This is a genomic window from Hylemonella sp. P2_B10, assembly GCF_056404875.1.
The window spans coordinates 517,193-536,679 of record NZ_JBFUDE010000004.1 but is presented as its reverse complement, the minus strand read 5'-3'; the positions used below and the strand labels follow the sequence as shown (position 1 = coordinate 536,679).

At 64.3% G+C, this 19,487-nt stretch carries 21 protein-coding genes; 8 read left to right on the top strand and 13 right to left on the bottom strand.

The window, feature by feature from the left end:
- Positions 1 to 26 precede the first annotated feature (26 nt).
- The 10 genes from AC1DX2_RS20350 to AC1DX2_RS20305 all read right to left on the bottom strand — a co-directional run bounded on the left by AC1DX2_RS20350 (position 27) and on the right by AC1DX2_RS20305 (position 10,035).
- Positions 27 to 1,340, bottom strand: a complete 1,314-nt coding sequence (locus AC1DX2_RS20350) for an N-acyl amino acid synthase FeeM domain-containing protein (RefSeq protein WP_477198220.1) — start codon at positions 1,338 to 1,340, stop codon at positions 27 to 29.
- Between the two features lie 110 nt (positions 1,341 to 1,450).
- Positions 1,451 to 2,887, bottom strand: coding sequence for a mannose-1-phosphate guanylyltransferase/mannose-6-phosphate isomerase (locus AC1DX2_RS20345; RefSeq protein WP_477198219.1), 1,437 nt, complete (start codon positions 2,885 to 2,887; stop codon positions 1,451 to 1,453).
- Positions 2,888 to 2,917: 30 nt separating this feature from the next.
- Positions 2,918 to 4,021, bottom strand: a complete 1,104-nt coding sequence (locus AC1DX2_RS20340) for a nucleotidyltransferase family protein (protein ID WP_477198218.1) — start codon at positions 4,019 to 4,021, stop codon at positions 2,918 to 2,920.
- 24 nt (positions 4,022 to 4,045) lie between these two features.
- Positions 4,046 to 5,065: a UDP-glucose 4-epimerase GalE gene (gene galE / locus AC1DX2_RS20335; RefSeq protein ID WP_477198217.1), complete on the bottom strand. Its 1,020-nt coding sequence runs from the start codon at positions 5,063 to 5,065 to the stop codon at positions 4,046 to 4,048.
- 132 nt (positions 5,066 to 5,197) lie between these two features.
- Positions 5,198 to 6,307: a 2Fe-2S iron-sulfur cluster-binding protein gene (locus AC1DX2_RS20330; RefSeq protein WP_477198216.1), complete on the bottom strand. Its 1,110-nt coding sequence runs from the start codon at positions 6,305 to 6,307 to the stop codon at positions 5,198 to 5,200.
- Positions 6,308 to 6,336: 29 nt separating this feature from the next.
- Positions 6,337 to 6,906 (bottom strand): 1,2-phenylacetyl-CoA epoxidase subunit PaaD, encoded by a 570-nt coding sequence (paaD, locus tag AC1DX2_RS20325; protein ID WP_477198387.1) that lies wholly within the window; start codon positions 6,904 to 6,906, stop codon positions 6,337 to 6,339.
- Positions 6,906 to 7,706 carry a 1,2-phenylacetyl-CoA epoxidase subunit PaaC gene (gene paaC, locus AC1DX2_RS20320; protein ID WP_477198215.1) on the bottom strand — a complete coding sequence of 267 codons (801 nt, stop codon included), beginning with the start codon at positions 7,704 to 7,706 and terminating at the stop codon, positions 6,906 to 6,908. Before paaC ends, paaD begins: the two co-directional genes overlap by 1 nt.
- Complete coding sequence (gene paaB, locus AC1DX2_RS20315) at positions 7,706 to 8,005, bottom strand: 1,2-phenylacetyl-CoA epoxidase subunit PaaB (protein WP_477198214.1); 300 nt, start codon at positions 8,003 to 8,005, stop codon at positions 7,706 to 7,708. Before paaB ends, paaC begins: the two co-directional genes overlap by 1 nt.
- Positions 8,002 to 9,027 carry a 1,2-phenylacetyl-CoA epoxidase subunit PaaA gene (gene paaA, locus AC1DX2_RS20310; RefSeq protein ID WP_477198213.1) on the bottom strand — a complete coding sequence of 342 codons (1,026 nt, stop codon included), beginning with the start codon at positions 9,025 to 9,027 and terminating at the stop codon, positions 8,002 to 8,004. The genes paaB and paaA overlap by 4 nt, the downstream gene beginning before the upstream one ends.
- A 111-nt stretch (positions 9,028 to 9,138) precedes the next feature.
- A complete protein-coding gene (locus AC1DX2_RS20305) occupies positions 9,139 to 10,035 on the bottom strand; it encodes a 23S rRNA (adenine(2030)-N(6))-methyltransferase RlmJ (RefSeq protein WP_477198212.1) in 897 nt (298 codons plus the stop codon).
- Positions 10,036 to 10,264: 229 nt separating this feature from the next.
- On the opposite strand from AC1DX2_RS20305, the gene rplM reads away from it, so the two are divergent.
- The 5 genes from rplM (at position 10,265) to erpA (ending at position 12,842) form a co-directional block, all read left to right on the top strand.
- Positions 10,265 to 10,696, top strand: a complete 432-nt coding sequence (gene rplM / locus AC1DX2_RS20300; RefSeq protein ID WP_477198211.1) for a 50S ribosomal protein L13 — start codon at positions 10,265 to 10,267, stop codon at positions 10,694 to 10,696.
- Between the two features lie 9 nt (positions 10,697 to 10,705).
- Entirely contained in the window at positions 10,706 to 11,098 is a 393-nt protein-coding gene (gene rpsI / locus AC1DX2_RS20295; protein WP_477198210.1) for a 30S ribosomal protein S9, read from the top strand.
- A 118-nt stretch (positions 11,099 to 11,216) separates the two neighbouring features.
- On the top strand, positions 11,217 to 11,945 hold the full coding sequence (locus AC1DX2_RS20290) for a DUF6776 family protein (RefSeq protein ID WP_477198209.1): 729 nt from the start codon (positions 11,217 to 11,219) through the stop codon (positions 11,943 to 11,945).
- A 31-nt stretch (positions 11,946 to 11,976) separates the two neighbouring features.
- On the top strand, positions 11,977 to 12,372 hold the full coding sequence (locus AC1DX2_RS20285) for a bactofilin family protein (RefSeq protein WP_477198208.1): 396 nt from the start codon (positions 11,977 to 11,979) through the stop codon (positions 12,370 to 12,372).
- Positions 12,373 to 12,476: 104 nt separating this feature from the next.
- Entirely contained in the window at positions 12,477 to 12,842 is a 366-nt protein-coding gene (gene erpA, locus AC1DX2_RS20280; protein ID WP_477198207.1) for an iron-sulfur cluster insertion protein ErpA, read from the top strand.
- On the opposite strand, the gene AC1DX2_RS20275 is transcribed toward erpA, so the two are convergent.
- Together AC1DX2_RS20275 and AC1DX2_RS20270 are read right to left on the bottom strand one after the other, a co-directional pair.
- Complete coding sequence (locus AC1DX2_RS20275) at positions 12,843 to 13,961, bottom strand: anhydro-N-acetylmuramic acid kinase (RefSeq protein WP_477198206.1); 1,119 nt, start codon at positions 13,959 to 13,961, stop codon at positions 12,843 to 12,845.
- A 22-nt stretch (positions 13,962 to 13,983) separates the two neighbouring features.
- Entirely contained in the window at positions 13,984 to 15,357 is a 1,374-nt protein-coding gene (locus tag AC1DX2_RS20270; protein WP_477198205.1) for a peptidoglycan DD-metalloendopeptidase family protein, read from the bottom strand.
- A gap of 138 nt (positions 15,358 to 15,495) precedes the next feature.
- On the opposite strand from AC1DX2_RS20270, the gene tyrS reads away from it, so the two are divergent.
- The 3 genes from tyrS to dtd all read left to right on the top strand — a co-directional run bounded on the left by tyrS (position 15,496) and on the right by dtd (position 18,154).
- Positions 15,496 to 16,740 (top strand): tyrosine--tRNA ligase, encoded by a 1,245-nt coding sequence (tyrS, locus tag AC1DX2_RS20265; protein ID WP_477198204.1) that lies wholly within the window; start codon positions 15,496 to 15,498, stop codon positions 16,738 to 16,740.
- 94 nt (positions 16,741 to 16,834) lie between these two features.
- Positions 16,835 to 17,707, top strand: a complete 873-nt coding sequence (locus AC1DX2_RS20260; protein WP_477198386.1) for a cation diffusion facilitator family transporter — start codon at positions 16,835 to 16,837, stop codon at positions 17,705 to 17,707.
- Complete coding sequence (gene dtd / locus AC1DX2_RS20255) at positions 17,708 to 18,154, top strand: D-aminoacyl-tRNA deacylase (protein ID WP_477198203.1); 447 nt, start codon at positions 17,708 to 17,710, stop codon at positions 18,152 to 18,154. It abuts the gene before it with no gap.
- Positions 18,155 to 18,202: 48 nt separating this feature from the next.
- Here the strand turns inward: dtd and AC1DX2_RS20250 are convergent, their stop codons facing one another.
- The gene (locus AC1DX2_RS20250; protein WP_477198202.1) at positions 18,203 to 19,486 is read right to left on the bottom strand and encodes a glycosyltransferase; all 1,284 of its coding nucleotides are present in this window, start codon (positions 19,484 to 19,486) and stop codon (positions 18,203 to 18,205) included.
- Position 19,487: the final 1 nt, after the last annotated feature.

Here is a 19,487-nt window from a genome sequence, read left to right as displayed (position 1 = left end):
TGGAGTCTAAAGCAGTTTGGCTGCTTTCAATCGCGCAGGAACTTGGTGGCGTTTTTCATGTCCTCGTGGGTGCTGCCCGAGGTCAGCGCGCCCACGAACTTGCGCCAGGCCAGATCCGGCTCCTCAACCTTGAACACGTAGAAGCCGCGGTTGCCGGTGTTCTTGCCACGCAGGGCCATCGCCTTCAGTGTCGATTGCTCTTCGTTGCCCAGCTGCACCACCACTTTGCCCCAGACATTGGTGGGCAGCAAGCCCCTGGAGTGGGCCAGAAAGCCGTGGCTGGAAAACTGAATGACGCGCAACTCGTGAATTTCGGGCTCGCCCACCGTGTTGATCTCGAAGCTGGCCGGCACCTTGGTGGAGTAGCGCTGGTGCTGGCGCACCGCCTGCTCATAGCCCGAGTCGGAAAACAGCGGGGGCAGCACGGCCTTGTACTGCGGCAGATCGTAGATGCCGTGCAACAGCACGCGCTCGCGTTCATCCAGGTTCTGGAAGCCCTGGGTGCGCTGGTTGAAGAAGTAATCCATCAACGGCGGTGTCAGCACCGGGTCGTTGGTGGTGTAGTAGCGCCGGCTGGGCATCTGGATGTTGGCCATCCGCAGCTTGACGAAGTAGTCGTACATGTTGCGTGAGCGCTTTCTGCCGCCATAGGCCTGCTTGAGCAGTTCGGGCGCGACGCGCAGGTCCAGTGTGGCGCCCACGGCGGGCGCGCCGTTGGCGAAATCGTAGCCTTTCACCGGTTTTTCCTGCAGCCGCTCGAAAAACAGCAGGGACTCGTACATTTCAATGCGTGTCGGGTGCACCGCGATCACCAGATGCCGGGTGTCGAAGAACGTGGTGCAGTACTCGTACATGAACTTCATCAGCGGGAACAGGATGGCCCCGCCGGTCTTGCGGAACTTCGGATGCACCGCCAGCGCCGACACCTCGGCGATCTTGCCCGCTTTCTGGCGCACCGGCTCGAGGTCGAAGATGGCTTGCAGCGGGAAGCCGAACACGCTCTCGCGTATCAGCGACATGGTGCCGACCACCTCACCGTCGAACTTGGCGCACAGCGTGGTGGTGGTCGGCAGCGCGTGGTAGGTGGTGACGCGCATGCCCGAGGGGTCGGGCTTCATGAAACCGCTGCTGACGTAGGCATCGTGCAGCAGTTTGAAGCAGGCTTCCAGTTCTTCCCGGGTCTCGGCGATCTTGAACACCATCCGCTGATCGGGCCGGGGGTCGCATTGCGCAAACGACCGGTAGACGGCGAAACGGGCCGATTTGGGCAGCACCGAGAAAAGCTTGCGCACGCTCAGGTGCCAGAACTTTCGGAGGTTGGCGACAAACGGGTTTCTCACGTGATTCAGGTACCGGTTTGGTCAGGCACCGCCGACGGTGGGCTGGTTTGGGGGCCTCCTTGCACCCGCCAAAGCAGTGCGCGCAAGTGTCCTAGCCGTGCCGTCTGAGGTCACCTGCCATAGACGTCCTCAAAACGCACAATGTCGTCCTCACCCAGGTAGGCGCCAGACTGCACCTCAATCATCTCCAGCGGCACCCGCCCCGGGTTTTCCAGCCGGTGTGTGGTGCCCAGGGGAATATAGGTGGATTCATTCTCCGACACCAGGAAAGTATCCTCACCTTTGGTGACCTTGGCGGTGCCGCTGACCACGATCCAATGCTCCGCACGGTGGTGGTGCATCTGCAGCGACAGCGTGCCGCCGGGCTTGACCACGATGCGCTTGACCTGGAAGCGGGCGCCAGCGTCTATGCTGTCGTACCAGCCCCAGGGGCGGAACACCTTGCGGTGGATCTGGCCCTCGGCGCGGCCGGAGGCCTTGAGCTGGTCGACGATCTTCTTCACGTCCTGGGTACGGTCCTTGTGTGCCACCAGCACGGCGTCGGGGGTTTCCACGACCACCAGGTCGCGCACGCCCACGCAGGCGATCAACCGACCCTCGGACAACGCCAGCGTGCCTTGGCTGTCGTGCAACAACACGTCGCCCTGGGACACGTTGCCCTGCGTGTCCTTGGGCAATACCTTCCACAGCGCATCCCAGGCACCGACGTCGGACCAGCCCGCGCTCAAGGGGATCACCACGCCCTTGGGCAGTCCGCTGGCGCCGACGGAAGTCAGCCGCTCCATCACCGCGTAGTCGATGGAGTCGCTGGGGCACTGGGCAAATTCGGCCTTGCCCACGCGGAAGAACTCGCCGTCGGTGCTGCCTTTGGCCCAGGCTGCCTGGCAGGCGGCCAGGATGTCGGCGCGGCACTGGCCAATGGCGGCCAGCCAGCTGGATGCCCGCATCATGAAGATGCCGCTGTTCCACAGGTAGCTACCCTCGGCCAGGTAGGCTTGGGCGGTGGCCAGATCGGGTTTTTCCACGAAACGGGAGATCAGCCGGGCACTGCCGGCAAAATCCGCGCCGGCCTGGATATAGCCATAGCCGGTTTCTGGCGTGTCGGGCGAGATGCCGAAGGTCACCACCGCGCCGCCCTGCGCCAGTTCAGCCCCCTGGCGCACCGCGGACTGGAACTGTGCCGTGTCCAGGATCACGTGGTCGGCTGGCATCACCAGCAGCACCGGGTCAGCTTGCTCCCGGCTGGCCGCCAGCGCGGCCAGGGTGAGGGCAGGCGCAGTGTTGCGGCCTGCCGGCTCCAGCACCAGCAGGCCGGGCTTGCCCATCAGGCGCAGCTGCTCGGCGATGACGAAGCGGTATTCCTCATTGCACACCACCATGGGCGCGGCCAGGCTGGCGCCAGCCAGGCCCTCCACCCGGCGCACGGTCGCTTGCAGCAGCGAGTCCTCACCGACCAATGGCAGCAATTGCTTGGGGTATTTTTCTCGCGACAGCGGCCACAGGCGGGTGCCGGAACCGCCGGACAGGACAACTGGTTGTATCAGCATGGTGGTCAATTTCGGGTCTAGCAGGACAGCTTAAGCGCGTGCATCGCCCCAGCGCAGCTGGGAGGTGTCGTCGCCGCGGTACAGCGTATCACCATGGCGGTCCACGCAGTATTCGGGTGACACGATCATCTCGCTGAATTTCATGTCCGCTGCGATGCGCGTGTATTCAAACAGGATGCTGCGCACCACCTTGGCGCCAGTGCGTATGTGGCTGCCGTGCCCTATCCAGGCCGGCCCGGTGATGGTGGCGCCGGCCTCCACCCGCGCGCTGGAACCGATGTAGACCGGGCCGGTGATGTTGACCCCGTCCCAATCCACCTTGGTGTTCAGCCCCACCCAGATGCCGGGCTTGACCTCGCGCCCGGGCATCTTCATCTCAGCCACGTCGCCGCGCAGCACCTGCTGCAGCACCGACCAATAGTCGCTGACGCGGCCGATGTCCAGCCATTTGAACGGCCGGTTCTGCGCATAGAAGGGCAGTTTTTCTTCCACCAGGCCGGGAAACAGCTGCGAACCGATGTCATAGACCTTGCCGGGCGGAATGCGGTTGATGACCTCGGGCTCAAAAATGTAGATACCGGTATTGGCCATGGTGGATTTGGCATCTGCCGGCTTGGGCTTCTCCTGGAAGGAGGCGATACGACCGTCCGATTCGGTCACCACGATGCCGTAGTTCTGTACCTCGGACATGGGCACTTCCAGGGCCGCCAGGCTGGCCATGGCCCCTTTGGCCTTGTGTTCGGCCACGGCGGCCGTGATATCCAGGTCAATGATGGCGTCGCCGCACAGCACCAGCGTGGTTTCGTCAAAAAAGCCGCTGAAGTCCTGGATGCGCCGCATGCCACCGGCCGAACCCATGGGACGCGGCAGGATGTCGCCATGGTCGCGCACGCCCTCGTAGGCGTAACCGATCTGCACGCCCCAGCGGTGGCCATCGCCAAAATACTCTTCGATCTTGTGGTGGTGGTAGGCCACGTTGACCATGATCTCGGTGACACCGTGGCGCGCCAGGTGTTCGATCAGGTATTCCATCACCGGCTTGCCCAGGATGGGGATCATGGGCTTGGGCAGGTCGCGCGTCAGCGGCCGCACACGTGTTCCCTGGCCGGCGGCCAGAATCATTCCCTTGGTCATCGTTTTGCCTTTCCCTTTTTTGTGTCAGGTCGCAGCCGGGCCATAGCCGGCTGGGTTGCTGCTTTGCCAGCGCCAGGCGTCCTGGCACATGTCGGTGAGATTTTTTTGCGCTTGCCAGCCCAGCAGGGCCAATGCCTGGGCCGGGTCAGCGTAACAGGAAGCGACGTCGCCGCTGCGGCGCGGGGCGACCTTGTAGGGCACAGGCCGGCCGCTGGCCTGCTCGAAGGCGTGCACCATGTCCAGCACGCTGTAGCCGGTGCCGGTGCCCAGGTTGACCACCGTGCACTGCGGCCCCTGGCGCAGCCGCTGCAGCGCCTTCAGGTGGCCCAGCGCCAGGTCCACCACGTGGATGTAGTCGCGCACGCCGGTGCCATCGGGCGTGTCGTAGTCACCGCCCCAGACGTTGAGGAACTCACGCCGCCCCACGGCCACCTGGGCCACATAGGGCAGCAGGTTGTTGGGCACGTCGCGTGGGTCCTCGCCAATCAGCCCGCTGGCATGCGCGCCCACCGGGTTGAAGTAGCGCAGGATGGCCAGCCGCCAGTCCGCGTCACTGGCGTACAGGTCGCGCAGCATGTCCTCGATGATCAGCTTGCTGCGGCCATAGGGGTTGGTGGCTGACAGCGGGTGGTCCTCAGTCAGCGGCAGGCGCTGCGGCTCGCCATAGACGGTGGCCGAGGAGCTGAACACCAGCGCCTTGACGCCGCAGCGGCCCATGGCCTCGAGCAGCCGCAATGTGCCCACCACGTTGTTGTCATAGTAAGCCAGCGGCTCCTGCACCGATTCGCCCACCGCCTTCAGGCCGGCGAAGTGGATCACGGCGTCGGCGCCGCTGTCGCGCAAGGCGGCGTGCAGGCGGTCACCGTCGCGGATGTCGCCTTCCACCAGCGTCAGCGTGCGCCCGGTGATGCGCTGCACCCGCGCCAGCGCTTCCGGCTGGCTGTTGCAGAAGTTGTCGTACACCGTGACATCCTGTCCGGCATTGAGCAATTCCACGCAGGTGTGCGAGCCGATGTAGCCGGCTCCGCCAGTGACGAAAATCATGGAGTGCGATCACGCGTTGACGATGTCGCAGTGTAGCGCGGACCATGGCGCGATCGGCCCGGTCGAGCGGCGGTTTGTCGCCTTTGCCGCACGCTGCCAGCCCGCGGGGGACTGGCGGGGCCGGTTTGGCGCTCAGCGTTCGTCGTAACTGATCACCAGGCGGTCGGTCAACGGCCGGGCCTGGCAGGTCAGCACGAAGCCCTTGTCCATTTCCCAGCGTTCCAGCGTGAAATTCTTGTCCATCGCCACCTGGCCGTCCAGCACGCGGGCGCGGCAGGTGCAGCACACGCCACCGCGGCAGGCATAGGGCAGGTCCAGGCCGGCGGCCAGCGCCACGTCCAGCACCTTGTCCCCTGGGGCCATGAACATGCTGTGGGTCTTGCCATCCAGCACCACCTGCAGTGGGATGGTGCCGGCCGCAGGCTCGGCGCCGCTGGCCGTCCGGGTGGCGGAGGGGGAGGGCGGCGCGGCGGTGTCGCCGGCGAAAAAGCGCTCGGTGTGCACCCGCTCGGCGGGCAAGCCAGCTTGCAGCAGGGCCTGCTCCACCGCGTCCATCATGGCCGAGGGGCCGCAGATGAAGGCCTCGCTGATGTGTTCGGCCGGGATCAGGCTGGCCAGCAACTCGCGCAGCTTGGCGGCGTCCAGCCGGCCGTTGTGCAGCGCCGTTTCCTGGGCCTGGCGCGACAGCACGTGCACCAGGCTCAGGCGCGTGGGGTAGCGGTCCTTCAGGTCCTGCAATTGCTCGTTGAACAGGATGCTGCCCACGCGCTGGTTGCCGTAGACCAGCGTGAAGCGCGAATCGGCCTCACCCTCCAGCGTGCTGGTGATGATGGACAGCAGCGGCGTGATGCCCGAGCCGGCGGCAAAGCCCACCCGGTGCACGGCGGCGCCGGGCGCGGCGGCGGCACGCGGTGTGAAACGGCCGTCCGGCGGCATGCAGGCCAGCAGGTCGCCGGCCTTCAATTGGCTGGCCGCCCAGTTGGAAAACTGCCCGCCGGCCACCGGCTTGATGCCGATGGTGATCTCGCGCGCGCCCGCGTAGCGGCCCACGCTGCTGCAGATCGAGTAATTGCGCCGCAGCGCCTGGCCGTTGACATCGGCCTTCACAGTCAGGAACTGCCCGGGCCGGAAGGCGAACAGCGGTGCCAGCGCTTCGTCCACCTGCAGCGTGATGGCGACAGCGCCGGCGGCCTCGGGCGTGACGTGCTGGATGCGGAGGTCGTGGAAGTGCGCGCTGGTCATGGTCGGGGAGCGGGTTGGCCGGGGCGGCCTCAATAAGGCTTGAAGTAATCGAACGGTTCCAGGCAGTCCAGGCAGCGGTACAGCGCCTTGCAGGCGGTGGAGCCGAAATGCGAGGTCTGCGTGGTGTTGGCGCTGCCGCAGCGCGGGCAGGGCACGTCGTCGTGCGCCTGGCCTGCCTTGGCCGCGAACTGGATCACCTGGCCCCGGGCGACCTGCTGTGCCGGTGGCGCGCAGGCACCCGGCGCAGCGATGCCGTAGGCGCGCAACTTGTCCCGCGCGTCTGGGGTCAGCCAGTCGGTGGACCAGGCCGGCGCCAGCCGGGTGGTGATGCGGCCGTTGATGTGGTGCTGCGCCAGCACGGCGCGCAGGTCGTCGGCGATCTGCTCCATCGCCGGGCAGCCGCTGTAGGTGGGGGTGATGACCACCTCAAAGCCGTCCAGCCCGATGGCGCGCACCTCGCGCAGGATGCCCAGTTCACCGATGCCCACCACCGGGATTTCCGGGTCGGGAACGGTGCACAGCAGTTCGCGCACCTGGTCGGCCTGCCAGCCGCCCGGGGGCGTTGGCACGGTGGCCGCAAGCACCTGCGCGCCCAGCATCACCATGTGGCCCCTGGGTGCTGGCGCGCCAGGCTTTGCATCTCCGCCAGCAAGAAGCCCAGGTGCTCTGAATGCAGGCCCAGTTTGCCGCGCGGCACATGGCCGCCATTAGCGGGCGGCGCCAGCGTGGCTTCCTGCAACGCGTCGGCCACCAGGGCTTCCCAGGGCGCTTTCAGCGACGCGGCCGGCACCGTGACGCCGGCGGCCCCAGCCGCCGCCTCCATCGCGCTGTCCAGCCAGAACTCCTGGGTGTAGGGCAGCAGGTGCTCCACGGCGGATTGCATGCGCTGGTGCGACGCGTCAGTGCCGTCGCCCAGACGCACCAGCCAGTCGCGGCTGTGCCGCAGGTGGTACCGCGTCTCTTTCAATGCCCGCTGGGCGATGCCGGCCAGTTGGGCGTCGCTGGAGGCGTGCAGCGCCTCCCACACCAGCACCATCCAGGCGCTGTAGAGGAAATTGCGGGCGATGGTGGTGGCGTAGTCACGCTCGGCCGCTGCCGTGCCAGCCAGCGGGCCATGGTGCGGTAACTCCAGCAGCGTGTAGTTGCGAAACTGGCCGGGGTCGCGGAAATAGGCCAGGGCGTCCTCGCTGGCGCCGTCGCCTTGCAGGGCCGCTGCGTGCTGGTACAACAGCCGCGCCTGGCCTATCAGGTCCAGGCTGATGTTGGCCATCGCGATGTCCTCCTCCAGTACCGGGCCGTGGCCGCACCATTCGGCGTTGCGCTGGCCCAGCACCAGCGCGTTGTCGGCCAGGTGCAGCAGGTAGTCGAGTTGCGGGACGGTGGTGTCGGCGGCCGCCATCACATGTGGCCCACTTCGTCGGGGATGCTGTAGAAGGTGGGGTGGCGGTAAATCTTGTCTGCCGCCGGGTCGAACAGCTCGCCCTTGTCCTGCGGCGCGCTGGCGGTGATCTGGCTGGACGGCACCACCCAGATGCTGACGCCCTCTTGCCGGCGCGTGTACACATCGCGCGCCATCTGCAGCGCCTGGGCGGCGTCGGTCGCGTGCAGGCTGCCGCAGTGCTTGTGTTCCAGGCCTTGCTTGGAGCGCACAAAGACTTCCCAAAGTGGCCATGCCTGGCTGTGGTCTGTGGTGCTCATGCGGCCTCCTTCAGTGCGCGGGCTTGTTGCTTGCGTGCGTGCGCCACGGCGGCGTCACGCACCCATTTGCCGTCCTCGTGCGCCTTCACACGGGTGGCCAGGCGTTCCTTGTTGCAGGGGCCGTTGCCATTGACGGTGGCCCAGAATTCGTCCCAGTCGATGGCGCCGTAGTCGTGCTGCTGCCGCGCATCGTTCCATTTCAGGTCGGGGTCAGGCAGCGTCACGCCCAGCACCTTGGCCTGCGGCACGGTGGCGTCCACAAAACGCTGGCGCAGTTCGTCGTTGCTGATGCGCTTGATGCCCCAGCGCATGCCCTGGGCGCTGTTGGGGCTGTCGGCATCTGGCGGGCCGAACATGGCCAGCACCGGCCACCACCAGCGGTTCACCGCGTCCTGCACCATGGCGCGCTGGGCGTCAGTACCCTGCACCATGGTCAGCAGGCTCTCATAGCCCTGGCGTTGATGGAAGGACTCTTCCTTGCAGATGCGAATCATGGCCCGCGCATAGGGGCCATAGGAGCAGCGGCACAGCGGGATCTGGTTCATGATGGCGGCGCCATCCACCAGCCAGCCGATCACGCCCACATCGGCCCAGGTCAGCGTGGGGTAGTTGAAGATGGAGCTGTATTTGGCGCGGCCGCTGTGCAGCGCATCCAGCATCTGGTCGCGCGAGGTGCCCAGCGTCTCGGCCGCGCTGTACAGGTACAGGCCATGGCCGCCCTCGTCCTGCACCTTGGCCAGCAGGATGGCCTTGCGTTTCAACGAAGGGGCGCGGGAAATCCAGTTGCCCTCGGGCAGCATGCCCACGATCTCGCTGTGCGCGTGCTGGCTGATCTGGCGCACCAGCGTCTTGCGGTAGGCCTCGGGCATCCAGTCCTGCGGCTCGATCTTGGCGTCTGCGTCCATCTTGGCCTCAAAGCCTTGCTGGGCGTGCGCTTGCGCAGCGTTCAGCACCACGGCGACGGTGGACGCAGCGGCTTCGCCGGTTTTGGACGCAGGTAGATCGAGTGCCTGGGTGTACATGCCATTCCCTTACGGCCCGATCGGCAGGGCCAGGATGGCAAGTATAGCGAATTAACCGACCGATCGGTTGGTTAATTGTTTAGCGCTTGGAAGTGAACGCTGACTTTTATTCTATCCGCCTGCTTCCAACGAAAAGCTACCATGCTTGTCCTGCGCCAAGACTTGCACCATCTGTGGCAGGGCAGCCTGCAGGGCAGCCTTCAACGTGTGCGGCGGGTTGACGACAAACATGCCGCTGGCGGGCAGGCCGGGGCGCACGGTCTCGCCCTGGGTGTCGGTGGTGAGTTTGCTGGACTTGACGGTCAGCTGCGCATTCAGCCACTTCTTGCCGCTTTTGACGGCCAGGGTTTTCAGTTTGCGTGGCAGGTCGTGCGCTTCCGGACGCGGGATGATGGGGTACCAGACCACGTAAGTGCCGGTGGCAAAGCGCTTCAGCGCATCGGTCACCATCTCCACCACGCGGGGGTAGTCGCTCTTGATCTCAAAACTGGGGTCGCACAGCAGCAGCGCCCGGCGCACCGGTGGCGGCAAGAACTTTTTCACCCCCTCAAAGCCATCCTCGCGCAGCACCGCCACCTGACGGCCGGCGTCCAGTTGGGCGATGTTGGCGGCCAGCGTCTTGGCATCGGTGGGGTGCAGTTCGAACAGTTTGAGCTTGTCCCGCTCACGCAGCAGGCGCTGCGTGATGAAGGGCGAGCCGGGGTAGACGCGGTGGCTGCCCTTGTTGTTGAAGCTGGCCACCAGGTCCACATAGTCCTGCAGCGCCGGCGCCAGGCCGCCTTCCAGCGTATCGCCCGCCGCCAACAGGCGCACGAAGCCGTTGGCCGCCTCGCCGCTGGTTTCGGCGTAATCGCCGTCCAGCCGGTACAGGCCGGCACCGGCATGGGTGTCCAGCACCGTCAGCACCGTGTCCTTTTCAATCAGGTGCTTGAGGATGGCAACCAGCGTGGTGTGCTTCAGCACATCGGCATGGTTGCCCGCATGGAAGGCGTGGCGGTAGCTGAACATGGCCCCATTATCGGGCCGCCCGTCGCCCCGATATGGGCTGAGCTGCCAAAATTCACCACCCAACAGGTCATTTTTTGTATAATCGAAGGCTTCGCAGCGATTTTGTGGTCCCGCGGCGAAGCAGCTTGCAGCGTTTCGGCGCTGTGGCTAATCCCACCTAAGAGATTCCCATTAGAGGAACGCCGACCGTGGAAAAGGGCCCGCCAAACCTTCTTTCAAAGAGAAACTCATGACCAAAACGTTCAGCGCCAAACCCGCTGACGTGACGCACGAGTGGTTTGTGATTGACGCGACCGACAAGGTCCTCGGACGAGTAGCCAGCGAAGTTGCTCTCCGTTTGCGCGGCAAACACAAGGCCATTTACACGCCTCACGTCGATACCGGTGATTTCATCGTCATCATCAACGCAGCACAACTTCGTGTCACCGGCGCCAAGCCGCTGGACAAGATTTACTACCGCCATTCCGGTTATCCGGGCGGTATCTCTGCGACCAACTTCCGCGACATGCAAGCCAAGCACCCCGGCCGCGCCTTGGAAAAGGCCGTCAAGGGCATGCTGCCCAAGGGTCCCCTGGGCTACGCCATGATCAAGAAGCTCAAGGTGTACGGTGGTGCTGAGCACCCGCACACTGCCCAGCAACCCAAAGTCTTGGAACTGTAAGGAGCTTCTATGATTGGTGAATGGAACAATGGCACCGGCCGTCGCAAATCCAGCGTCGCCCGCGTGTTTCTGAAAAAAGGCTCCGGTCAGATCGTCGTCAACGGCAAGGACATTGAAAAGTTCTTCGGCCGCCAGACCTCCATCATGATCTGCAAGCAGCCCCTGCTGCTGACCAACCACGCCGAAACGTTTGACATCATGGTCAACGTGGCCGGTGGCGGTGAGTCCGGCCAGGCTGGCGCTGTGCGCCACGGCATCACCCGCGCGCTGATCGACTACGACGCGTCGCTGAAGCCCGAGCTGAGCAAGGCCGGTTTCGTGACCCGCGATGCCCGCGAAGTGGAACGTAAGAAGGTCGGCCTGCATTCCGCACGCCGCCGCAAGCAGTTCTCCAAGCGTTAAGCAAGGGTACCGCTCCGCAAAGAACCGCCCCGACCTCTGGTTTGGGCGGTTTTTTGTTTCCAGGCTTTACCTTTATTGGGTTTGACATGGGGCCAACTGGCCCTAAACTCGCCCCTCCATGCGTTTCAAACTGCTACGCCGCCGCCTCACCATCAGCGCACCGCGCATGGCGGTTCGCAGCGCGCTGCCGTGGCCGTTTCGCTGGGCGGTGCTGGCCATCGTGGCAGGTTTCTGTGCCGCCATCGGCTTGTGGGCCTTTGAGTTTGGCAAGGAAATCGCAGGCCTGGAGCAATACTCCAAGGAAGACTTCCTGACCTTGCGCAACGAGGTGTCGGCGCTGAAGACCGAGCTGGCCCGGGTGAAGGACGAGCGCGACAAGGCCCAGCTGATCGCCAACACGGCGGGCACCCAACTGACCACCGAGCGGGTGGCACAGGAGCGCCTGATGGCGCAGAACAAGCAGCTGGACGCCGACAACCGCAGCCTGCGCGACGACCTGGGATTCTTTGAAAAGCTGATACCGGCCAGTGGCGCGGAAGGCATTGCCATACGCGGTTTGCAGGCCGATATCGTCAATGGCCGTCAGGTAAAATGGCAGGTTCTGGTCATTCAGCCGCAGAAGAACGCGGCCGAGTTCAATGGCCGGGTGGAGTTGAGTTTTACCGGCTTGCAGGCCGGCAAGCCTTGGACAGCGGCGTTGCCGGAGGGCGCGCAGCCGATCCGCCTGAGGCAGTATGGGCGTGTGGAGGGCATGATGGACCTGCCACCGCAAACCGTGTTGAAAGGTGTCACGGCCAAGGTGCTGGATGGAACCAGTACCCGGGCCCAGCAGTCCATCAAGTTGTAATAATTCTTCTTATTCGTGGGGATTCGCGCAGATGTTCAACAAGCAAAAACAGCCTCCGATCAAGAGCCTGATCGCCGACGGCAGCCAGATCACCGGCAACTATGTGTTCACCGATGGCCTGCGCGTGGACGGCACCGTGGTGGGCGACGTGCGCGCCCATGACGACCAGCCCAGCATCCTGGTGATTTCCGAGACTGCCAGCGTGACCGGCGAGATCCATGCCGACCACATCATCATCAACGGCCGCGTGCGCGGCCCGGTGTACGCCACCCGCATGCTGGAGCTGCAGCCCAAGGCCCGCATCGACGGTGACGTGCAGTACAAGGCGCTGGAAATGCACCAGGGCGCGCTGATCGCCGGCCAACTGCGCCCGCTGCTGGACGGCGAGGAAAAGCCCACACTGAAACTGGCGGCAAACAACGGCTGACTGAAAGCCTGAGCGAATTACTGTAGTATTGTTCCATTGAAATCCGGGCTGATGGGCGCACTTGCAAATTAGCTGCCTGCCCAGACCGCATGTAAAGGAATCCCATGAGCGCCGTTGCCGAAAACATCCAGACCCAGATGCCTGAGCCCATCCTGTTCACCGACAGTGCTGCGGCCAAGGTGGCCGATCTGATTGCCGAGGAAGGCAACCCCGACCTGAAGCTGCGCGTGTTCGTGCAGGGCGGCGGCTGTTCCGGCTTCCAGTACGGTTTCACCTTCGACGAAATCACCAACGAAGACGACACCACCATGACCAAGAATGGCGTGTCGCTGCTGATCGACGCCATGAGCTATCAGTACCTGGTGGGCGCCGAGATCGACTACAAGGAAGACCTGCAGGGCGCGCAGTTCGTCATCAAGAACCCCAACGCCACTTCTACTTGCGGCTGCGGTTCTTCCTTCTCGACCTGATCAAACGGGGTAAATTGCCCCCAGCACGCGGGCGCCTTGGGCGCCCGTTACTTTTTGCAGGTTGCCCGGCTCACCGCGCAGTGTGCGCCGCGCCAGCCAGGCAAAGGCGGCGGCCTCCACCTGCAGAGGTGGCAGGCCCAGCACCTGCGAAGACACCACCTGCACCCCCGGCAACAGCGCTTGCAGCCGGGTCATCAGGTGGCCGTTCAGCGCGCCACCGCCGCACACCACCAGCCGGCGCGCTTCGGGCGCGTAGCGGCGCACCTCGGCGGCGCAACTGGCGGCCGTCAGTTCGGCCAGCGTGGCCTGCACCGCCACCGGCGGCAGACCCGGGAACGCGGCCAACCTGCTGGCAAGCCACTCGGTATGGAACAAGTCCCGCCCGGTGCTTTTGGGCACCGGTTTGGCAAAGTAGGGCTCGGCCAGCAGGGCCTGCAGCAACGTGGCATGCACCTGGCCGCTGGCGGCCCAGGCGCCGTCTTTGTCATACGGCTGTCCGATATGGCGAAGACACCAGCCGTCCATCAACGCATTGGCGGGGCCACAGTCAAAGCCGATCACATCCGGACCGCCGTCTGCCGGCAACACCGTGAGGTTGGAAATGCCACCCAGGTTCAGCACGCCCGTCTGGGCGCCTGGCTGGCTGAACACGCCCTGGTGGAAGCCCGAGGCCAGTGGCGCACCCTGGCCGCCGGCGGCGACGTCGCGGCTGCGGAAGTCCGCCACCACGGAGATCCCTGTCAACTCGGCCAGCAGAGCCGGGTTGTTCAATTGCAGCGTGTAGCCGGTGGCGTCGAATTCCTGCGGCCGGTGGCGCACGGTTTGGCCATGTGCGCCCAGGGCCATTACCTGGGCGGCTGACCGGCCCGAGTCGGCCAGCAGTTGGCGCACCACGCCGGCATAGGTGTGCACCAGCTGGTTGGCCGCCAGCGCGGCGCGGTGCAGTTCGTCGGTGCCCTGCGGCGTGTTCAGCGCCAGCAATTCGGCGGCAAAGGCCGGCTCGAAGGGTGCGTAGGCGTGGTGGGTGACCTGGAAGCGGCCCTCGCCGGCATCCACCAGCACCCCGTCCACCCCGTCCAGCGAGGTGCCGGACATCAGGCCAATGTAGTGTTCAGCCACGGTGTGGCGCTTTGGGCAGCGCTTACTGCGCGCCGATCTGCATCATGGTGGCCGCTGCGGCCAGCTGCGTGCGGGTGGCCGCAGCGGTGCGCATGAAGGCCGGCTTGGCGGCGGCGGTGATGGGGATGGACTCGCTCTGGCGCGCCACCATCACGGGGTCTTGCTGCTGGCCGTTGACGCGGAACTCGAAGTGCAGGTGCGGCCCGGTGGCCCAGCCGGTGGAACCCACGGCGCCGACGTTCTGGCCCTGGTTCACGGACTGGCCCTTCTTGACGTTGATCTTGCTCAAGTGGGCGTAGACGGTGGTGCTGTTGTTGCGGTGCTTCACCATCACCACATTGCCGAAGCCGTTTTGCACGCCGGCAAAGTCCACCACGCCGTCACCCACGCTGCGCACTGCCGTGCCGGTGGGCGCGCCATAGTCCACGCCCAGGTGGGCGCGCCAGGTCTGCAGGATGGGGTGGAAGCGCATCTTGAAACCGCTGGTCACGCGCGAGAATTCCAGCGGCGAGGCCAGGAAGGCGTGGCGCAGGCTCTGGCCGTCCATGGTGTAGTAGCCGCCCTTGCCGCTGGCCTGCCCTTCGGCCTGGCTGCCCTCGCCGAACCACATGGCCTGGAAGGTCTTGCCGGCATTGACGAATTCGGCGCTCAGCACCCGGCCCACGCGCATCGGTTCGCCGTCGCCTTCCAGCGTTTCGTAGACGATGGAGAAACGGTCACCCTTGCGCAGCGCACGGTGGAAGTCGATGTCGCCGGAGAAGATTTCGGCGATCTGGATCGCGATGGCGTCGGGCAGCTTGGCCTCGTCGGTGGCGGCGAACAGCGAACTGCGAATGGTGCCGCTGGCCAGCCGCACCGAAGCGGTCATGGGGGCAACCTCCACGCGGGAGGCAAAGCCCTTGGCGGTCTTTTCCACCACCAGGCGCTTGAAGCTGCCGTCATCGTCCGGGCTCCAGCGTGCCACCAGCTTCAGCAGCGAATTGCCATCGCTGGCTTCGGCCGTCACATTGCGGTTAGCACGGCCCAGCAACACCTGGCGGCTGTTGGTGTCGCTGCGCAGGAATGCGGCGGCTGCGGCGTCGTCCACGCCCAGTCGGCGCAGCAGCGCCTCGGCGGTGTCATTGCTGCGGGTGACGTCGGAGCGAAACAGGTTGAAGTCGTGCACGTCCAGCAGCTCTTGCTGAGACATGAGCGGCAGGGGTTGCACGTCCTGGATGATCTGGCGCACCGGCAGGTTGGCGGCGTCGGGGGCCAGTGAGGCCACCGCATAGGCGCCGCCACCGGCCGTCAGGGTCAGGGCCGCCACGGCGGCCATCACGCGCTTCGGGTGATGTTCCACCGCGTGCTGCAGAAAAGCAAGCAACTCTTTTCCGCCGGCAATCAAACCGTTCATCAATGGAATCCCAAATGAGCAGAAGCGAAACGATGGGGTCTGATGCCCCTGGTCTGCGCCACTTAAAATCAACCGGCGGCACAGCCATGAAAGCGGCCAAGTATAGCCTGGGTGAGTGCCAAAATACCCCTAAAAACCCTTATGAATCAAGCCTCAGCATCAACTTTACCCGTGTCGGACCGTGTTTCGGAGGCTTTGGCGGTCACCTTGCGGGGTTGCGAGGAGCTGATTCCGCAGGAAGACTGGATAAAAAAACTGGTACGGGCTGAAAACACCGGCCAGCCGCTGCGCATCAAACTGGGGTTGGACCCGACCGCGCCAGACATCCACCTGGGCCACACCGTGGTGCTGAACAAGATGCGCCAGTTGCAGGACCTGGGTCACCGGGTGATCTTCCTGATTGGCGACTTCACCAGCATGATCGGCGACCCGTCCGGCCGCAACAGCACCCGCCCGCCGCTGACCAAAGAGCAGATCGACACCAACGCCCAGACCTATTACAAGCAGGCCAGCCTGGTGCTGGATCCGGACAAGACCGAGATCCGCTACAACAGCGAGTGGAGTGACCCGCTGGGCGCGCGCGGCATGATCCAGCTGGCGTCGCGCTACACGGTGGCGCGCATGATGGAGCGCAATGATTTTCATGACCGCTTCAAGGCCGGCCAGTCCATCAGCGTGCATGAGTTCCTCTACCCGCTGATGCAGGGCTATGACTCGGTGGCGCTGAAGAGCGACCTGGAGCTGGGCGGCACCGACCAGAAGTTCAACCTGCTGGTGGGCCGCCACCTGCAGGTGGAATACGGCCAGGAGCCGCAGTGCATCCTGACCATGCCGCTGCTGGAGGGCCTGGACGGCGTGGACAAGATGTCCAAGAGCAAGAACAACTACATCGGCATCTCGGAAGACGCCAACACCATGTTTGCCAAGGTGCTGAGCATTTCCGATGAGCTGATGTGGCGCTGGTACACCTTGCTGAGCTTCAAGAGCCTGGACTACATTGCCGCGCTGAAGGCCGAGGTGGACGGTGGGCGTAACCCGAAGGACGCCAAGGTGGCGCTGGCCAAGGAGATCACCGCGCGTTTCCACAGTGCGGCCGCCGCCGAGGCCGCCGAGCAGGATTTCATCAACCGCAGCAAGGGTGGCGTGCCCGACGAGATCACCGAGCTGTCGCTGCCGCTGGGCGAGGGCGGAGCGCCGTTGGGTATTGCCGCGCTGCTGAAGCAGGCTGGCCTCGCCGCCTCCGGCGGCGAGGGCAACCGGCTGATCGACGGCGGCGGCGTGCGGGTGGATTCCGCCGTGGTCAGCGACAAGGGCCTGAAGCTGGGCGCCGGCACCTATGTGTTGCAGGTGGGCAAGCGCAAGTTTGCGCGTGTCACCCTGGAGTGATCGTGTACTGGCCGCAGCACGCCATGGAGAACGCATGACCGGCGCCGCGCACAAGCCCGCCGCCGCCGCGCGCCTGCCGTCGGCGCACGCGCTGATGTGGGTGTCCATAGGCGTGGCCATCATCACCATCGTGATGAAGACGGCTGCCTGGTACATCACGGACTCCGTGGGCCTGCTGTCGGACGCCATGGAATCCTTCGTCAACCTGGCCAGCGCCATGTTTGGCTTGATGATGGTGACCATTGCACAGCGTCCGGCGGACGAGGACCACCCTTATGGTCACCACAAGGCGGAATATTTTTCGTCCGGTTTTGAAGGCTTGCTGATCTTTGGCGCCGCGGCGGGCATCATCTGGGCCGCCGTGCACCGCTGGATGGACCCGCAACCCTTGCAGGCGGTGGGTTGGGGCCTGGCCTTGTCGGTGGTCAGTTCGGTGCTCAATGGCGGGCTGGCCTGGGTGATGTTCCGCTCGGCCAAGGCCTACCGATCCATCGCACTGGAGGCCGACGCCAAGCACCTGGTCACCGATGTGTGGACCTCGGTGGGTGTGGTGGTGGGCCTCGGCGCGGTGGTGCTGACCGGCTGGCTGTGGCTGGACGCGGTGGTGGCGATTGGCGTGGCCCTCAACATCCTGTGGGAGGGCGGCCACCTGATGTGGCGTTCGTCGCAGGGCTTGATGGACGAGGCGCTGGAGCCCGAGGTGGTGGCCCAGATCCAGCGCACGCTGGCCGAGTTTGCCCACCCGACGATACGCTTTGACCATGTGTCCACTCGCCGCTCCGGCCAGCGCCGCTTTGTGGACATGCACATGCACATGCCCGCCTCATGGTCGCTGGGTCGCGCCGCTGCCGTGCGCGCCAGCGTGGAGCAGGCGCTGATGAGCGCCGTGCCGGGGCTGCGCGCCACCATCCAGTTGCTGCCCACCGATGTGGAAGCGCATTTCGACGACGAGAAAGACCTGATCTAGATGAAAGTCGTGTTGCAGCGGGTCAGCGAAGCCCGGGTGGACATCGCCGGTCAGACCGTGGGCGCCATCGGCCAGGGCCTGTTGGTGCTGCTGTGCGCCGAGCGGGGCGACAGCGACGCCGTGGCCGACAAGCTGCTGGCCAAGATCCTGAAACTGCGCATCTTCAGCGACGAGGCCGGCAAGATGAACCTGAGCGTGCAGGACGTGGCCGGTGGCCTGCTGGTGGTCAGCCAGTTCACGCTGGCGGCCGACACCGCCGGCGGCAACCGTCCCAGCTTCACCAACGCCGCCCCACCCGACGAGGGCCGGCGTCTGTACGAGTACTTCGTCAGCCAGGCGCGCGCTCAGCACGCTACGGTGGCGAACGGCCAGTTCGCCGCCGACATGCAGGTGCACCTGGTCAACGATGGGCCGGTCACCATACCCATGCAGACGTCCGCCATGTGAGAGGGGTTCCTGGGCGCCAATGGCTGGAAAACCCAAAACGGTTGGATTTCACACCGCGCTGCCGGGTTCGGCTTCGGATTGTGAAAAGAGTTGGTCGACAAAGACTTCGGGTGCGCGCAATTTCCTGACCTGGGGCGCCACTGTTTTCGCTGCCGCCGCCAGAGTTCCAAAATTCGCGGCGCACAAATTCATGGCTTCCAGCAGGCCTTGCGCTGTGTAGGAAGGCATGGCCACATAGCAGGGTGCGGAGAAGCTTTCCACAAACTCATGCAAGCTATTGGCCCCATTCGACACAATCACTGGGGTGCCGCAAGCCAGTGATTCCGAAACGATATTGGAATTCTTGATGCGATAAGCATCCGGGTCATAGGGCAGCAGCACGGCGTGGGCCGTTGCCAACTCACCAAAATAGGCTTCATCCGAATAAAAAGGCTGCACGAGAAGATCAAGCAGTGGTCCGCGGAACCGCTCAAGCACGCTTCGTTGTGTTTCATCCATGAATGTCAAGCGAAGGCAAAACTCGAAATTCAGTGAGCTTGCATGTGCCAGTTCAAGCGCTTCAAGCACGAGCCGAAAACCCTTGTCGGACCTCGGCCCACCGATGAAAAGAAATCTGAGCCGCGTGCCTTCAGAAGGCACTGGCTTCGGGCGCAATGCAGACACCGGAAGAGCCATGGGTAACCAAAGGAGCTTCAGGTCATCAAAGCCAATTTTTCTGTATCTTTCAGCAAGCAACCGGTTTTCCGCCCAAAAGCACACGCGCATGTTGGCGCGCCTTGCCAAATGCCAAGCTTGCACATAGGCCGCAACCTGCTCGGCTTCCAACTCCGGAGTTACCTCAAAGTCTGGGGGCAGCATCAGGAAAATATTCACCAGACAGTTGCACCGGCAGGCTGCCATGACTTGCAGAAGTGACTGGATATGCCAAGGTGTTGCGGTGTGAACAAGGATGCAAGCGCGTGGGTTGCGCAGGAATCCAAGCCGTTGAAGCAATAAATCCTGAGCGGTTTTGATCAGGGTTTGACTGGCCTTGCGCTGAAGCGATTCGGCATCATTGGCAGGCTCATAAACCAACGAACGAAAGGTCGGTATGGTGATCTCCGTCCTGAGTGCGGGATCCAGATACCTGGACGCGAGCACATGGACGGAATAGCCGCGCGCGGTCACCGCGCGCACGATCAGTTGGTTCAACGCATGATGGTGGCCGCGGGCGGATTTGTACCCAAAATCCAAAATTTTCAATACCGGCGTCCCCCCGGCTTTTGAAAGACCACGCCAACGGACTGTCAAGCCGCGCAGAAAGACAAGAATTCGTAAAAGTGCAAATTGCAAG

Excerpts from the sequence above, each read along its gene's own strand:
- AC1DX2_RS20260 (WP_477198386.1), top strand. The coding sequence starts at position 16,835 with ATGTGGGTGTCCATAGGCGTGGCCATCATCACCATCGTGATGAAGACG.
- AC1DX2_RS20305 (WP_477198212.1), bottom strand. The coding sequence starts at position 10,035 with ATGTTCAGCTACCGCCACGCCTTCCATGCGGGCAACCATGCCGATGTG.
- AC1DX2_RS20290 (WP_477198209.1), top strand. The coding sequence starts at position 11,217 with ATGCGTTTCAAACTGCTACGCCGCCGCCTCACCATCAGCGCACCGCGC.
- AC1DX2_RS20330 (WP_477198216.1), bottom strand. The coding sequence starts at position 6,307 with ATGACCAGCGCGCACTTCCACGACCTCCGCATCCAGCACGTCACGCCC.
- paaC (WP_477198215.1), bottom strand. The coding sequence starts at position 7,706 with ATGGCGGCCGCCGACACCACCGTCCCGCAACTCGACTACCTGCTGCAC.
- rpsI (WP_477198210.1), top strand. The coding sequence starts at position 10,706 with ATGATTGGTGAATGGAACAATGGCACCGGCCGTCGCAAATCCAGCGTC.
- dtd (WP_477198203.1), top strand. The coding sequence starts at position 17,708 with ATGAAAGTCGTGTTGCAGCGGGTCAGCGAAGCCCGGGTGGACATCGCC.
- erpA (WP_477198207.1), top strand. The coding sequence starts at position 12,477 with ATGAGCGCCGTTGCCGAAAACATCCAGACCCAGATGCCTGAGCCCATC.
- AC1DX2_RS20345 (WP_477198219.1), bottom strand. The coding sequence starts at position 2,887 with ATGCTGATACAACCAGTTGTCCTGTCCGGCGGTTCCGGCACCCGCCTG.
- rplM (WP_477198211.1), top strand. The coding sequence starts at position 10,265 with ATGACCAAAACGTTCAGCGCCAAACCCGCTGACGTGACGCACGAGTGG.
- tyrS (WP_477198204.1), top strand. The coding sequence starts at position 15,496 with ATGAATCAAGCCTCAGCATCAACTTTACCCGTGTCGGACCGTGTTTCG.
- paaD (WP_477198387.1), bottom strand. The coding sequence starts at position 6,906 with ATGCTGGGCGCGCAGGTGCTTGCGGCCACCGTGCCAACGCCCCCGGGC.
- AC1DX2_RS20340 (WP_477198218.1), bottom strand. The coding sequence starts at position 4,021 with ATGACCAAGGGAATGATTCTGGCCGCCGGCCAGGGAACACGTGTGCGG.
- galE (WP_477198217.1), bottom strand. The coding sequence starts at position 5,065 with ATGATTTTCGTCACTGGCGGAGCCGGCTACATCGGCTCGCACACCTGC.
- paaA (WP_477198213.1), bottom strand. The coding sequence starts at position 9,027 with ATGTACACCCAGGCACTCGATCTACCTGCGTCCAAAACCGGCGAAGCC.
- paaB (WP_477198214.1), bottom strand. The coding sequence starts at position 8,005 with ATGAGCACCACAGACCACAGCCAGGCATGGCCACTTTGGGAAGTCTTT.
- AC1DX2_RS20285 (WP_477198208.1), top strand. The coding sequence starts at position 11,977 with ATGTTCAACAAGCAAAAACAGCCTCCGATCAAGAGCCTGATCGCCGAC.